Genomic DNA, 14,516 nt, shown 5'->3' on the forward strand with positions numbered 1-14,516 from the left:
CAAGGGACTCAGGTGCCGGAGACATGGCCCGCGGTCGCACCGACGGGGCCGGCGTCGCCCGCCCCGGCCGTGCCCTGGCGCGAGCTGTCCAGCCGCTCCCCCTCCACATCGAGGTCGGGTACGAGCCGGTCCAGCCAGCGAGGAAGGCTCCAGGCCCGCCGGGACGAGCGTCATACGGACGACGAACGCGTCGAAGAAGACGGCGACGGCGAGCCCGAACCCGATGGTCTTGAGGATCTGCTCCTCGGAGCCCAGGAAGGCGGCGAACACCGAGACCATGATCACCGCGGCGGCGGTCACCACCCGTGCGCTGTGCTCGAACCCGCTGACCACACACTCCTTCGGTGACTGCCCGTGCACGTACGCCTCGCGCATCCGGGTCACCAGGAAGACCTCGTAGTCCATGGCAAGGCCGAAGACGACACCCACCATGAAGATCGGCATGATCGACACCACGGGCCCCGGCTCCGTGACGCCGAAGACGGATCCCAGCCATCCCCACTGGAAGACCGCGACCACCGCGCCCAGCCCGGCCAGCACCGACAGCAGGAAGCCGAGTGCGGCCTTGAGCGGGACGAGCAGGGAGCGGAAGACGGCGATGAGCAGCACGAACGCCAGACCGACCACGAGGGCCAGGTACGGGATCAGCGCGTCCGACAGCTTCTGCGAGACGTCGACGTTCATCGCGGTCGTGCCGGTGACGAGCACCCTGGCGCCGGTGTCCCGGGCGAGCGCCGGTTCGCGCAGCGCGTGCACGAGGTCGGCGGTCCGCGTGCTGCTCGGGGACGCCGCCGGTACGACGCTCAGTACGGCGGTGCCACCGGAGGCGTTCAGCCGGGGCTGTCCCACGGCGGTGACGTCCTCGCGGCCGCCTGTCCGCCTGGCGACGCTCTTCGCGGCCTGTTCGGCGCTGCCGTCGCCGTCGGCCTGGACGACCACGGTGAGCGGGCCGTTGAAGCCCGGTCCGAAGCCCTCGGCGATCATGTCGTAGGCCCGGCGCTGGGTCGTCGAGACGGGCTTGCTGTCGTCGCCGGGCAGGCCCATCTCCAGGGACGCCGCCGGGAGCGCGACCACGCCGAGCAGCACGACGCCGCCGAGCAGCACGGCGACCGGGCGCCGGGTGACGAACCGGGCCCAGCGCACGCCTGTTCCCGGTCGCTGCCGGGCCTTCCGTCGTGGACGGGCTGGCCCGATCCGGCGTCCGCAGAGCCCGAGCAGGGCGGGTATCAGGGTGATGGCGATGAGCACCGAGATGACGACCGTGCCGGCCGCGGCGAGGCCCATCTGGGTCAGCAGCGGGATGCCGACCACGGACAGGCCGGCGAGGGCGATGACCACGGTGAGCCCGGCGAACACCACCGCCGAGCCCGCGGTGCCCACCGCGTGCCCGGCCGCCTCCTCACGGCCGCGTCCGCGCGCGAGTTCGGCCCGGTAGCGGGAGACCACGAACAGGGCGTAGTCGATGCCCACGGCCAGTCCGATCATCACGGCGAGGCTGGTCGTCGTGGAGCCGAGGCCCAGCGGTCCGGCCAGCACCCGGATGACCAGCGCGCCGAACCCGACGCCGAGTACGGCCGTCAGCAGCGGCAGTCCGGCCGCGAGCAGCGAGCCGAATGTGAGGACGAGCACCACGGCGGCCACCGCGAGCCCCACGGCCTCCGAGGAGTGACCCGCGGCCTTGACCTCGACGGCGTTGCCGCCCGCCTCCACGGACAGCTCCGGCGAGGCGGCCCGCTCCACGGTGTCCCGCAGCGCGGTGCGGGAGCCGTCTTCGAGCTTCGAGGCGGACACCTCGTAGGACACCTGGGCGTAGGCGGTGGAGCCGTCCTTGCTCACGGACCGGGCGGTGAAGGGGTCGGTGACGCGCGCGACCTGCGGATCGTCCCCGAGGGCGCGGACCGTCTCCCCGATGGCCCGGCGCGCCTGCGGGTCGGTGACCTTGCCGTCCTCGGCCCGGAACACGACCCGGGCGGTCGCTCCGTCCGCCTTCAGTTCGGGGAAGTCCCGCTCCAGCAGGTCGTACGCCTGCTGCGCCTCGGTGCCGGGCATGGAGAAGTCGTTCGGCGGCGCGGCGGGGGCGCGTCCGGCCAGCACCCCCGCCCCCACGAGCAGTACCACCCACAGCAATGCGACCGGCCACCGCCTCCGGAAGGAGAACCGGCCCAGCCTGCAGAGGTATGTCGCCACGGAAAGGGCTCCCAGTCGGATCGGGCTTGCAGAAGTTCCGCCGCTGACGCTGTCAGCCCTCTCTGACCGGCCCCGGAGAGATCCTGGGAGTTTCCTGGGAGTCCCGGCCGCCACCACAGGGCCATAACAGACATAACCACCATCAGTGCGGCCCGGTTCACAGGAAGCTCCCGGACGGGGTCAGCCCAGGCCGGCGAGGTACGCGCCGATCCTCAGGAACGCCCGGGCGAACGGGACGACCGGCACGGACGGCGAGATGACCTGGGAGCCGAAGTGGACGACGACGAGGTCAAGTCCGGGTGAGACGAACAGCCGCTGGCCGTGGATGCCGCTGGCCATGTAGGAGCCGTGCGGGTCGTTCGGGATCCACCACAGGTCGTGGTACGACAGCGTGGCCGGCTCGGTCGGCGGTGCGGCGGGGAAGCGGACGCGGCGGGGATAGCCGTCGGGAACGGCGGCGGTGATGGACGTGACCACCTCCTCCGGCACGACCTGGCGGCTGCCGACCGCCCCGCCGCAGCGCAGCATCTCCCCCAGGCGGGCCACGTCACGGGCCGTGGCGCTGAAGCCGCCGCAGGCCGCCTCGACACCTTCGCCGTCGAGGATGTAGTAGGCGTCCTCCTCCGCGCCGATCCGGGACCAGATCAGTTCGCCGAGCAGGGCGGAGGTGCTCAGGCCGGTGACGCGGCGCAGGACTTCGGCGAGTGCCTCGACGTTGCCGTTCTCGTAGCGGAACTCCGTTCCCGGTGCCCCGGTGGCGCGGGCGGTCAGGAGGTGCTCGCGGATGGTGCCGGGGCCGCTGTAGCCGAACGGGCGCAGCCGGGGCGCTATGACGGCATGGTAACGCTGCGCCTCGATGGCCTTGTCGTAGGGCCGGCCGGCATAGCTGACCTGGGTGCCCATGTGCAGCAGGTCCTCGACGCAGGCCTCGCCGAAGGCGGTGCCGGCGAGTTCGGGGACGTAGGCGTCCGTCCGGGCCGAGCGGTCCAGGAGCCCCTCGTGCGCCAGCATCGCCGCGAAGAGGCCGAGGTAGGACTTGGCCGCCGACGCGTTGAAGTGCGGGACGTGGGGCGCTCCGCCGTGCGGGTACGCCTCGTGGACGACCACGCCTCGGTGCAGGACGAGGAAGGCGTCGGTCTGCGCCGTCGCGAACAGGTCCGGCAGGGTGGCCGTCGTACCGCCGAGGCCCAGGTCGAGCGTGTCAAGGCCGGCGGGCTCGGCGGGGAGGGTCCGGGCGGGGCCGGGGCCGCGCCACACTCGGCGGCTCGGGGAGAGTTCGCGGCCGGCCGAGGTGAAACGGCGGATCCAGCCGGGGTCGGTGTAGCCGCGGTCCACAGCAGGTCACCCAGCCGGGCGTCCGTGTCGGTCATCTCAACTCCGTTGACGCAGAGGTCTTGAACGATGGCGCCGTTAACGTACAACCTGTTCGATAACTACGACAGCGCACGGTGCCCGCCTCCCCCGTCTTCGGGCGCCGTCCGAGCTGGAGATCCCCGCTCTCGCACCGGGGGTGCCACCTCCACTCCCTCCCGAGCCGCAGGAGCGCCCATGGCCGAACCGTCCTCGTCCGCACCATCCCGCCGGGACGCCGCGGCGGCCTCACCGCGCGCCGGGGAACCGGACCGGCGGCACGCATGGCTGATCGCCGCGATGATCGTGACGTTCATGCTGGTCAACTACGCCGACAAGTCCGTCCTGGGGCTGGCGGCCGTGCCGATCATGGACGAGCTCGGCATCAGCAACAGCACCTACGGCATGGTCTCCAGTTCGTTCTCGCTGCTGTTCAGCCTCTCCGGGCTGGCCGTCGGCTTCGTCTCCGCCCGGGTCTCCAGCCGTGTGCTGCTGTTCGGCATGGCCGCCGTGTGGGCGGTGGCCCAGTTGCCGGTGCTGTTCGTGGCGTCGGTGCCGGCACTGGTCGCCGGGCGCGTGCTGCTCGGCGCGGCCGAGGGACCGGCGGCTTCGATGTCGATGCACGCGCTGTACAAGTGGTTCCCGGCGGACCGGCGGGGGCTGCCCTCGGCCCTGCAGATCGGAGGCGCGGCGCTCGGCACGATGGTGGCCGCGCCGGCCGTGACCGGCCTGATCAGCGCCTTCGGCTGGCGGTCCGCATTCCTGGCCCTGGCCGTACTGAGCCTGGTGTGGGCGCTGGCCTGGTGGCGGGCGGGGCACGACGGCCCGTACGGCGAGACGGGGAGGGCGACCGCCGAGGCGAGCGGGCGGCGGCTGCCGTACCGGCGCCTGCTGCTGAACGGAACGGTGCTGGGCAGCATCGCCGGGGCGTTCGGCGGGTCCTGGGCCCTGGCGCTGAGCCACGCCTGGCTGCCCGCGTACCTGCGCACGCAGCTCGACATGACGCCGGGCACGGCGGCCACACTGATCAGCGCGGTCTCGGCGTTCAGCCTCGTGCTGCTGCTCTCGGTGCCGCAGCTGCTGGACGCGCTGCACCGCCGGGGCCTGTCGGACCGGTGGTCGCACGGCATCCCGCAGGGGATCGCGGTGGCGGTGGCGGCGCTGGCCATGACCGCGCTGCCGTTCGTCGACGCCCGGGGTCCCCATCTCGCGCTGCTGACCGTGGCGTTCGGGGGTCAGGCCATCGTCTTCCCGCTGCACTACATGACCACCTCGGCCGTCGTCCCTCCGCTCCAGCGGGGCGCGGTGTTCGGCATCGTCGCGGCGTCCGGGACCCTGCCGGGACTGTTGGCCCCGTATCTGACCGGGCTCCTGCTGGACTCCGCGCCCTCGCAGACCGCCGGGTACACCCACGCTTTCCTGCTCTCCGGCGGGATGATGCTGGTGTGCGGGCTGGTCTCACTCGTCACGGTCCGGCCGGACCGTGACGCACGACGGCTGGACCCGGACGGGGGGCGGCCGGAAGGGGACGCACGACGGCCGGGCCCGAGCGCGAGGCGGCCGGTCCGGAGCGCGCAACGGCCGGACGACGACGCGCACGACGCGTAAGCGGCTGATCGGGGCACGGGACGGCCCGTCCGCCCCGGACATCCGGCCCCGGCCCCGGCCGCGTGACGCCCGTCCCGCCGCTCAGGTCGGCGGTTCGAAGCCGCTGGCCCAGTAGCGCCCGCGCATCGCCAGGTTGAGCAGCATCCGTACGACCTCCTCGGCGGGCAGGGACGGTGCGTCCTGTTCGACCCACCAGCGCAGCACCGCGAGCTGCTCCCCCACCCACACCCGGGCGAGCAGCTCCGGATCGATGCGCGGCTTGACGGCGTTGCGCTCCGCGCGCGCCCTGAATTCCTCCGCGGTGGCGCGCGCGCAGGCGTCGACGAACATCCGCAGCGGTTTGCCGTCTCCCTCGCCGCGCAGCACGATCCGGTACAGATCGCGTTCCTCGCGCGCGTGCCGCAGCATCTCCAAGACGGGCTTGCCGGTGAAGCCGACCGCGCTGTCGGCGACGGCCGGGGCCAGCCGCTCGCCAAGTTCCGTCAGCAAGTCGGCCGTCACCCGGGCGAACAGGTCCTCCTTGTCCCGGAAGTGGGCGTAGAAGGTCGCCCGGGCCACGTCCGCGCGCTCGGTGATGTCCTCCACGGTCAGCGCGGTGAAGCCACGTTCCAGGACGAGTTCCACCAGGGCCGACCCCAGCGCGCGCCTCGACCGTCTGGTCCGTCTGTCCTCGGCCATGGAGCCCTCCTCGATCCTCGCGCCTCGGTGCGCGCCCAGTGTAGGAGAGCCTTGACACGCGAACAGTTACTGAACAGTCTGTATGACATTGGTCAGTCAGTGCGGCACTGGAAGGCCACTGACTGTCGTCGTCTCCCGACACACGCCCCGGAGAGGTCTTCATGAACCTCGGCATCTACTTGTCCCGCAGCGCCCGTTACTGGCCCGACGCACCGGCGCTCGTCTGCGGGGACCGCTCCTGGACCTTCACCGAACTCGACCGCGCGACCGACCGCCTGGCTTCCGCCCTGGCCGCCCGCGGCCTGCGCCCCGGTGACGCCGTAGCCTCGCTCGCGTGGAACCGCGGCGAGCTGGTGGAGGTCGAATTCGCTCTGTACAAGGCGGGATTGACGCGGGCGCCGGTCAACGCCCGCCTCGGGCGCGGCGAGATCGAGCACATCCTGCGCTACGCCCCCGTCCGCGCCCTGGTCTTCGACGCGGCCCATCGCGAGGACGCCCTCGCCGCCATCACCTCAGCCGGCACCGGCTGCCTGCCCGTCCCGCTGGACACGGGAGTCGAGGACGGTGTCCCGTACGACGCCCTGCTGGCCGAGGGCGCGGAGGCTCCGTTCCGCGTCGAGGTCGACGGGTCACAGCCCTGCGTACTGAACTTCACCTCCGGCTCCACCGGGGCGCTGAAGGCAGCGGTGCAGACGGCCGGCAACCGCCTGGCCAACATGCGCAAGCTGCTGATGGCCGACGAGTCCCGCCCGCGGCCCGGCACCCGCTACCTGGCCTGCGGCCCCATCACCCACGCCACCGGGATGGGCCTGCTGGCGGGAGTGTTCGGCGGCTCCACGACGTACGTCCTGCCCGCTTGGAGCCCCGTGGGCTTCCTGGAGACGGTGGAGAGGGAGCGCATCACCGCCACCTTCCTGGTGCCCGCCATGGTGAACATGCTCCTCGCCCACCCCGGCGCCGACCGCTACGACCTGTCCTCCCTGAGGAGCGTGCGCGTCGGCGGCGCACCCATCTCACCTCAACGGTTGCGCGACGCGGTGGAGTTCTTCGGCCCGGTCGTCGCCCAGGGCTACGGTCTCGGCGAGACCACCAGCGTGGTCGCGGCCCTGAGCAGCGAGGAGATCGCCCGCGCGGTGAAGGAGGACCCGGAACTGCTCCAGTCCTGCGGACGTGCCGCCTACGACACCGAGATACGCGTCGTGGACGAGGCGGGACGGGAGCTGGGGCCCCGCGAGGTCGGGGAGGTCATCGTGCGCGGGCCCGACTGCGTGCGCGAATACTGGAAGGAGCCCGTCCTGTCCGCGGAGACCTTCCGTGACGGCTGGGTGCACACGGGAGACCTCGCGTGGATGCGGGAGGACGGTTATCTGTTCCTGGTCGACCGCAAGAAGGACATGATCATCTCGGGCGGCTTCAACATCTACTGCACCGAGGTGGAGACCGCGCTCTACGAACACCCCGCCGTCCAGGAGGTGTGTGTCGTCGGTGTTCCCGACGAGCGGTGGGGCGAGGCCGTGAAGGCGGTCGTCGTACGCCGCCCGGACACGACCGTCACCGCCGAGGACCTGATCGCCTTCTGCGCCGACCGCCTCGACCGCCTCAAGAAGCCGCGCTCCGTCGACTTCGTCACCGAGCTCCCCCACAACCGCAACGGCAAGCTCGATCGCAAGGCGGTACGCGAGCCGTTCTGGGCGGACACCGTCCGCCGCGTCAACTGACCTTCCTCACCAAGGACTTACCGGTGACCTTTTCCCTGCGCCCCACCTACGCCGACGCACGAACCGCCGAACTGGTGGACCGTCTGCGCGACTACCTCGACGGCGAACTCGCCGACCACGAACGCGAGCACGGCATCACCCCGGCCACCCGCCTCACCCGCGCCGACCTCGAACCGGTCTGGCGCCGCAGCCGCGAACTCGGTTTCTACGGCATCCATCTGCCCGAGGAATACGGCGGCCAGAACCTCGGCTACTCCCAACTCGCCGCGCTGAAAGAGGAAGTCGGCGCGAGCGGGCGCGTCCTCGCGCACAGTGTGCTCGGCGACATGGGCGGTCCCCTGCGGGCCGGCGACATCCTCCGGCACGCCACCGCGCACCAGCTGGAGACGTACCTGCTCCCCCTCATCCGGGGCGAGCGGGCCTGCTGCTTCTCCCTCACGGAGACCGACGCCGGCTCCGACGTCCGCTCCATGCGCACCGTCGCCGTACGCGACGGCGACGGTTACCGGCTGACCGGACACAAGGTCTTCTCCTCCTCCGGCCCCTTCGCCGACTTCGCGATCGTGGTGGCCCGCATGGCCGGCACCGGCGAACACGAGGGCGACAAACCGGAGTTCTCCGCCTTTCTCGTGGACCTGGACAGCCCCGGCTGCCGGGTCGAGGACGGGGCGACACCGATGTCCGGCGAGCACATCGAGAGCGACATCGTCCTGGAGGACTGCCACGTTCCCGCCGCCAACCTCCTGGGCGAGGAGGGCAACGGCATGCGCATCGCGCTCGGCAGGGTCACCACCAACCGCCTGCTGCACTGCCCGACCGTGCTCGGCGCCACCCGCCGCGCCCTCCAGCTGGCCCTGGACCGCACCCGCACCCGGCAGGTCTCCGGCAAGCCCCTGCTCATGCTCCAGGCCATCCAGCACAAGGTCGCCGACATGGCCACCGACTTCTACGCCGCCCGCTCCATGACGTACGCCGCGCTGGCGGCGCTGGACGAGGGGCGCGAGGTGCCTGCGGAGGCGTTCATGTGCAAGCTGTTCGTCGCCGAGTCCGCCTTCCGCATCCTCGACGAGGCCGTACAGATCCACGGCAAGGAGGGCCTGACCCAGGGCAACGAGATCGAGTACCTCTTCCGCAAGATCCGCATGTTCCGGGTCCTCACCGGCACGTCCGAGATCCAGCGCAACGGCATCGCAAAACTCTTGGCCTTCCAGCACTGACCTCAGGCGGTCGTCCTGACCGGACAGGAGCTGTGGGGCCAAGACCTTGATCATGGTGTTGGCCCAGCGCATCTGCCGCGAGGCCGCCGGACGGGAGGCGGAGGCCGGGCGAGGAGTCCGTCATGCCCGACCGGCCGCCTGTGTCTCCGCTTCGTGCTTGAGGTTGTTGACCCAGTTGCGCAAGGAGTCGTCGAGCGCGGACTGCAGGGCTGCCTGATCGGCGAGGACGGGGGCGCCCGTCCAGGACTCCTCGGTGTGGACGAGGACGCCGTTCCTGGTCTGGGTGAAGGTCCATACGTGGACGGCGGTGATGCCCTGGGCCGGGCCGCCCCAGGCCAGGCGCTTGCCGTAGTCGGCCTGCTGGACGGTGGAGGTGATGTCCAGGCCCTCGGTGCTCCAGCGGAAGACCGAGCCTGGGCGCAGGCGACCGGGAGTGTCCTTGACCACGACGTCCACGTCCGGCTGCCACGACGGCCAGTTCGCTACGTCGGTCTGGACCTTCCAGACCGTGTGGAGCGGCGCGTGGATCAGGACGCTGTCACGAGTGATCACCGGCGCGCTCTCGTCGATGTGCACATCGGCGGTGTGCCGGGGGGTGGCGGTGGTCCTGGCGAGGCCCTCGCCGGTGAGGGCGGCGGCGGTGCCGGTAGTCGCAAGGAGGAGCGTAGTGGTCAGGATGGCGGACTTGGCCGCAGTGGTGACGCGCATGAGGCTGGCCTTAGGAAGGGGTTCGAAGAACCGTTGTGGAGAGGGGGGACAGGGCGGAGGGTTCGAGGGACGACGCGAGCGGAGGCCTCGGGCAGCCGGCGTAGTCGTCAGCCGGTCCGCTCGGCGCGCGCCTTGAGCGCCGAGAGCCACGCGGTCAGGGACTCGTGGAGGGCTTGGCCGAGCTCGTCGGCGGCGGTCTCGACGACGGCACCGCTCCAGGACTCCTCGGTGCGGACCGTGACCCGGCTTCCCGTCCGCTCGAAGGTCCACACGTGGACGCCCTCGATTCCGTTGGCCGGGCCGCCCCACACGATCCGCTCTCCGGGAACGACCTCTTGGACGGTCGACATGATGTCAAGGCCGTGGGTCTTCCATCGGAACGAGTTGCCGGGCAGCAGCGGACCGTCCAGCTTCGCCTCGTCCACGTCCGCGTTCCACTCCGCCCAGGAGTCGACGTCGGCGTGCAGAGCCCACACCCTCTCAAGCGGCGCGTCGATCACGGTCGACAGACGGACGACGACAGGGGCATCCTCATCAATGGAGAACATTTAGACATATCCCTTCGAATGGTTCACCGCGACGGTGTGACGCGGTGTGCGGGCGGTCGGTGGTGTACCGGTCATCGGATGCGGGCGTCGACCGCGGAAGCCGGCGTCGTGGTGGGAATCGAGGTCGAGGCCCGGGGGCGGCGCCGGATGAGCAGGACGCCGACCAGGGCGGTCGCGGTCAGTACGGCGGCGGAGACGCCGAAGGCGACGCGATAGCCCGCGGTCAGCGCCTCCGGAAGCGTCTGGTGAACCGACGCGTGACTCGTGACGGAGCCGGCGAGAGTGGCGAGGACCGCGAGACCGATCGCACCGCCGACCTGGCGGGAGGTGTTGACCAGGCCGCCGGCCAGACCGGCGTCCTCCTTGGCGACACCCTCGACGGACAGGGCGGTCAGCTGGACGAAGGCGATGCTCAGTCCCAGGCCCACCAGGACGCTCGGGCCGAGGATGTCCACGGTATAGCTGCCGTGTGCGCTGATGCGTGACAGCCAGAGCAGCCCCGCGGCCTCGGACAGCAGAGCGGCGGAGACGGTCGCGGTCGCCCCGATACGGCGCGCGACACGTGGCGCCAGCGTCGAGCCCAGCATGTTGGACGCGGCGAGGGGAAGTTGCCCGAGACCGGTCATCAGCGGACTGGAGCCGAGGACCTGCTGCTGGTAGAGCGGCAGGAAGAAAAACAGGGCGATCCACACCGAGCCCAACAGTGCCATCAGGACATTGCCGGTGGTGACACGACCGGTGCGGAACAGCCGGAGCGGCAGCAGCGGGTGGGGATGGTGAAGCTCGATCAGAACGAACGCGAGCGTGAGCGTCGCGGCCAGGCCGAGGGACCCCAGGACCGCACGGTCCGTCCAGCCGGAGCCGCGTGCGGTCGTCAGCCCCCACACCAGCGCGGTCAGGGCCAGTGTCACGGCGGCGGTGCCCGGCAGGTCGAACTCGCCGGTGCCCGGACCGGACGTCTGCCGCGGGACGCACACCGCTGCCGCGGCCAGCACCACGAACGCTCCGATCCCGACGGCGTAGAAGATCCACGGCCAGCCCCACGCCTGTGTCAGGGCGCCGCCCAGAAGGACGCCGGCCGCTCCGCCGGCGCCCGAGACCGCGCCCCACACCCCCAGGGCCCTGCCACGGCCCGGGCCGGGGGGGAACAGGTCCATCACCAGGGCAAGGGCCGAGGGAGCGATGGCCGCGGCGCCTGTTCCCTGCGCGACGCGAGCGGCGATCAGTACGGCTGGCGAGCCCGCCAGTCCCGCCGCCACCGAGGCCGCGCCGAACAGTGCGACCCCTGCGAGCAGGACGCGACGCCTCCCCAGCAGGTCCGCCACGCGGCCGCCGGCCAGCAGCAGCGCCCCGAAGGCCAAGCCGTAGGCGTTGACCACCCACGTCGTGCCATTGTCCGGCAGGCCCAGGCCGGACCGGATCTGCGGCAGCGCCACGTTCACGATCGAGGTGGCCAGCATGACGGTGAACTGGGCTGCCGCCAAGGCCGCGAGAGCGGCGACCGGGCCGGTTGCGGACCTTGATGACTTGGACATGGTGACTCCGTGTGTGGTTGACCACTCAGCGAGCAGGGGCGGGCAGGGAGGGGCGCCCCGGCGTGCCGGGTCAGTCGCGGTCGGCTATCCAGGAGCCGTGGATACCGGCTACGACCCGGCGCGGCAGGTGAACGGTCGCCACCGGGCCGCGCAGGACGTCCGAGGCGTCCAGGACCAGCAGGCTGGAGGCGTCGGCGTGCAGATCACTGACCACCGTCAGCAGGTATCCGTCGTCCTCGGCCGTGCCGCCCCCGGCCGGTACGAAGACCGCCTCGCTGGGGAGCCGACCGTCGCCGACGTGCCGGACCTGCCGGCCACCGGTGGCCCTGTCGTACTTGACCACCCCGAAATTGCCGACGCCTCGCTCGTCGGGGAACGAGATCGCGTACTGGAAGCGGTGCTCGCGGCCCATGACGTCCTCGTTGATCGTGGGGAACTCCACCACCAGGTCGTCCACGATCCGCTCGCGCACGGTTCCCGCCGCCAGGTCGACCACCCACTGGCGGTTGTACGAGCGGGAGTTGGGGACAGCCCCCCTGTCCGGGGATCCGACCCACCAATTCCAGGAAGTGCGGAACCCCTCCCGGTCCACGGTCGGGCCCTCGAGGACGATCCTGCCCTGGGTGTCCTCATAGGCGTTGGCGGCGTGCAGCATCGATCCCGGCTCGATGTCGAACCAGCGGATCGCCGCCGCGCCGCCCCGCCCACGGGGCATCACGCCGATCCGGGCGGGCTGTTCGTCCTTCCAGGCGTACGGGATGCCGGACGTCTCCGTGTGGTCGAAGGTCACCGTTCCCTCGACGAAGACGACGTACCGCTCGGTGATGGCGAAGTCGTGCTTGAGGGCCGTCGTGGCACCCGGCACCTCCTCGCTGTGCACCAACTCGCCCTTCTCCGAGGAGACGTGGTAGGTCAGATAAGGCGGGAACGGGGACGAACTGAAGAAGTGCAGCTCTCCCGAGACCGGGTCGTGCTTGGGGTGGGCCGTCATGACGTTGGTGAGCTTGCCGTCGAAGTCGTAGGCCCCCACGGTCGCCAGCTCGTCGGTCAGCTCGAAGGGGAGGTTCGACTCGCACAGGGCCAGCAGTCTTCCGGCGTGCTCGATGACGTGCGTACCCGCGGTGCTCGCCGTCAGGTCGGGACCGTTCTCGGTCATGTACGGCGCGCCCTCCAGCGCCGGCGTCCGCACCCAGCGGTTGCGGTACCACTCCGCCCGGCCGTCCCGCAGGCGGATGCCGTGCACCATGCCGCTGCCCTTGAACCAGTGGGTGGGAGTGACACCGGGCTTGGGGTTGTGGCCGTTGCGGACCAGACGGCCGGACAGCTCCGGCGGCAGCTGCCCCTCGACCACGAGGTCGTAGGCGGTGATCTCGTCCACGTGCGGGGTGTAGTGCCCCGAGAGGTACGGCTTCATGAAGGTTCCTTCTGTTCCTGAAGCGTTGTGACGAACGCCAGGGGAAGACACCGCGCGGCGGTCACGCAGGCATGTTCCGGCTGGGACAAGGGGAGTCAGCGGCATCCGGCGGTGCACCGGGCCGCGTTCGTCTTGGCTGGTTCCATGATGTGGCCCGGGTCCGCTCGAGATCGTGCCCGGACCAGTGCTCACTGGTGCTCACTGGTGCTCATCACCGTGAAGGTGGCGGCGGCGTCCCGGGGCCGGTCGGGCGGTTCACGACTGTCGGCGGCGGCTGAGTACGTCGCCGAGGTGAACGCCCGGACGGCTGATGCGCGCCGTCGACGGCGGTCGTGTACGGCTTCGCCGGGTCCCACCGGTCGGCGGCCTTGTGCCGGATCTTGCGGGCAGGGCGGAGTCGGATCGGCTCAGGGCGAGGTCCTCGCGCGGCGCGAGCCGTCCGCGGACTGCTACGAGGGCGGCGGCCCAGCGCCTGGGCCACGCCTCGTCCGTCACCCCGAGCACGCGAGGCATTGGTCGTGTCGTGCCCGCTCAGCCCGCCGGCACGGCGTCCGCCGGGTTCGTGTGCCAGTTGGTCACCACGGGCTTGTCCACGACGGTGTTCCCCACCGGCAGCGAGACGGGGTTGGGGTCACCGTCGCTGACGGACACGATGACCGTGCTGTACTCGGTGCCGTTGTCGTCGTTCGTGGTCTTGGGGTTGACGCCGGCGTAGACGGTGGTGCCGCCGCTGAGGGTGATCTCGCTTCCCGCGGACTGCTCCGCGGGATGAGCCTGCGTGCCCCCGGAGCCGAAGGCGACGACCGGCAGCCCCGCGGGCAGCACGCAGGTGATACCGGGCTTCGCGCTGACACTGATCTGGATGTAACCGCCCGCCTGGGTCATCGACTTGGCCGACCAGCGCAGGTCGTTGGACCCGCAGCCCTGGCCGTAGCCGGTCTTGTCGGCGGCGGCGCCGTCGTCGGACGTCCGGCCCGCGCCGGTGCTCGCCTTCGTGCCGCCGCCGCTGTGGGTGGCACCGGCCGTGGCCCCGGTCGACCCGCTCTTCCGGCCACCGCCCGAAGCGGCCGTCTCGGTGGCGTCGGCCACCGGCTGGGGGGTGGGCGTTGCCGCCGAAGTGGCGGTGGTCTTGGCCGTGGCGTCGGCGGTGGTGCCGGAGCCCTCCTGGCAGGCCGTCAGGAGCAGTCCGGCACCGAGTGCGACGGAAGCGGCGAAGGCGGCGCGGAAGCGGTGGTTCATGAGGTGTCCTCTCGGTCGGCGGGCGCTGGGCGGCGCCCTTGCGTGATTGCCTCGTCCGATCAGCACGACGGACGGTCCACCGGATCAGTTCGATGCAGTGGCACGTTCGCGACGGCTCCGGCACACGGCTGTGACAGAACCCGCCGGATACGGACGCGTTGTCACCGGTCGCCTCGGCGCACCCCGCCCAGAGACACCATGCAGAACAGTTACTTCACGCGTCCAAACTCATGCCTTTGTCAGCAACTTGTGCCGATTCTCGGCAAGAAAGCCATGCCAAGACACCTCCTTGACAGGTGTCACTGTCGCGGTGA

The 14,516-nt window shown here is 71.1% G+C and carries 10 protein-coding genes and 1 pseudogene; 3 read left to right on the forward strand and 8 right to left on the reverse strand.

The features are described 5' to 3' along the window. Positions 1–8 precede the first annotated feature (8 nt). Positions 9–2,187, reverse strand: a pseudogene (locus IE251_RS29225) (MMPL family transporter). 180 nt (positions 2,188–2,367) lie between these two features. Then, positions 2,368–3,522 carry a serine hydrolase domain-containing protein gene (locus tag IE251_RS29230; protein WP_229896994.1) on the reverse strand — a complete coding sequence of 385 codons (1,155 nt, stop codon included), beginning with the start codon at positions 3,520–3,522 and terminating at the stop codon, positions 2,368–2,370. Positions 3,523–3,735: 213 nt separating this feature from the next. Here IE251_RS29230 and IE251_RS29235 point away from each other — a divergent pair, with 213 nt between their 5' ends. Further along, positions 3,736–5,145 carry an MFS transporter gene (locus IE251_RS29235; RefSeq protein WP_189756000.1) on the forward strand — a complete coding sequence of 470 codons (1,410 nt, stop codon included), beginning with the start codon at positions 3,736–3,738 and terminating at the stop codon, positions 5,143–5,145. A gap of 81 nt (positions 5,146–5,226) precedes the next feature. Here IE251_RS29235 and IE251_RS29240 read toward each other — a convergent pair whose 3' ends face one another. Then, a complete protein-coding gene (locus IE251_RS29240; protein WP_189756001.1) occupies positions 5,227–5,823 on the reverse strand; it encodes a TetR/AcrR family transcriptional regulator in 597 nt (198 codons plus the stop codon). A 161-nt stretch (positions 5,824–5,984) separates the two neighbouring features. Here IE251_RS29240 and IE251_RS29245 point away from each other — a divergent pair, with 161 nt between their 5' ends. Further along, positions 5,985–7,541, forward strand: a complete 1,557-nt coding sequence (locus IE251_RS29245; protein ID WP_189756002.1) for a class I adenylate-forming enzyme family protein — start codon at positions 5,985–5,987, stop codon at positions 7,539–7,541. A 23-nt stretch (positions 7,542–7,564) separates the two neighbouring features. Beyond that, complete coding sequence (locus IE251_RS29250) at positions 7,565–8,758, forward strand: acyl-CoA dehydrogenase family protein (RefSeq protein ID WP_189756003.1); 1,194 nt, start codon at positions 7,565–7,567, stop codon at positions 8,756–8,758. A gap of 120 nt (positions 8,759–8,878) precedes the next feature. Here the strand turns inward: IE251_RS29250 and IE251_RS29255 are convergent, their stop codons facing one another. From IE251_RS29255 to IE251_RS29275, 5 genes are all read right to left on the reverse strand, one after another. Beyond that, a complete protein-coding gene (locus IE251_RS29255) occupies positions 8,879–9,466 on the reverse strand; it encodes an SRPBCC family protein (protein ID WP_189756004.1) in 588 nt (195 codons plus the stop codon). A gap of 107 nt (positions 9,467–9,573) precedes the next feature. Next, positions 9,574–10,014, reverse strand: coding sequence for an SRPBCC family protein (locus tag IE251_RS29260; protein ID WP_189756005.1), 441 nt, complete (start codon positions 10,012–10,014; stop codon positions 9,574–9,576). A 71-nt stretch (positions 10,015–10,085) separates the two neighbouring features. Then, positions 10,086–11,549 carry an MFS transporter gene (locus IE251_RS29265; protein ID WP_189756006.1) on the reverse strand — a complete coding sequence of 488 codons (1,464 nt, stop codon included), beginning with the start codon at positions 11,547–11,549 and terminating at the stop codon, positions 10,086–10,088. A 70-nt stretch (positions 11,550–11,619) separates the two neighbouring features. Further along, positions 11,620–12,963, reverse strand: coding sequence for a carotenoid oxygenase family protein (locus IE251_RS29270; protein ID WP_189756007.1), 1,344 nt, complete (start codon positions 12,961–12,963; stop codon positions 11,620–11,622). A 531-nt stretch (positions 12,964–13,494) separates the two neighbouring features. Then, entirely contained in the window at positions 13,495–14,202 is a 708-nt protein-coding gene (locus IE251_RS29275; RefSeq protein ID WP_189756008.1) for a DUF4232 domain-containing protein, read from the reverse strand. Between the last annotated feature and the right edge of the window lie 314 nt (positions 14,203–14,516).

Origin of the sequence: Streptomyces eurythermus (assembly GCF_014649115.1) — a bacterium.
GTDB classification, from domain to species: Bacteria; Actinomycetota; Actinomycetes; order Streptomycetales; family Streptomycetaceae; genus Streptomyces; species Streptomyces eurythermus.

Coding starts and splice junctions, on each gene's coding strand:
- IE251_RS29235 (WP_189756000.1), top strand. CDS start 3,736: ATGGCCGAACCGTCCTCGTCCGCACCATCCCGCCGGGACGCCGCGGCG.
- IE251_RS29240 (WP_189756001.1), bottom strand. CDS start 5,823: ATGGCCGAGGACAGACGGACCAGACGGTCGAGGCGCGCGCTGGGGTCG.
- IE251_RS29245 (WP_189756002.1), top strand. CDS start 5,985: ATGAACCTCGGCATCTACTTGTCCCGCAGCGCCCGTTACTGGCCCGAC.
- IE251_RS29255 (WP_189756004.1), bottom strand. CDS start 9,466: ATGCGCGTCACCACTGCGGCCAAGTCCGCCATCCTGACCACTACGCTC.
- IE251_RS29260 (WP_189756005.1), bottom strand. CDS start 10,014: ATGTTCTCCATTGATGAGGATGCCCCTGTCGTCGTCCGTCTGTCGACC.
- IE251_RS29265 (WP_189756006.1), bottom strand. CDS start 11,549: ATGTCCAAGTCATCAAGGTCCGCAACCGGCCCGGTCGCCGCTCTCGCG.
- IE251_RS29270 (WP_189756007.1), bottom strand. CDS start 12,963: ATGAAGCCGTACCTCTCGGGGCACTACACCCCGCACGTGGACGAGATC.
- IE251_RS29275 (WP_189756008.1), bottom strand. CDS start 14,202: ATGAACCACCGCTTCCGCGCCGCCTTCGCCGCTTCCGTCGCACTCGGT.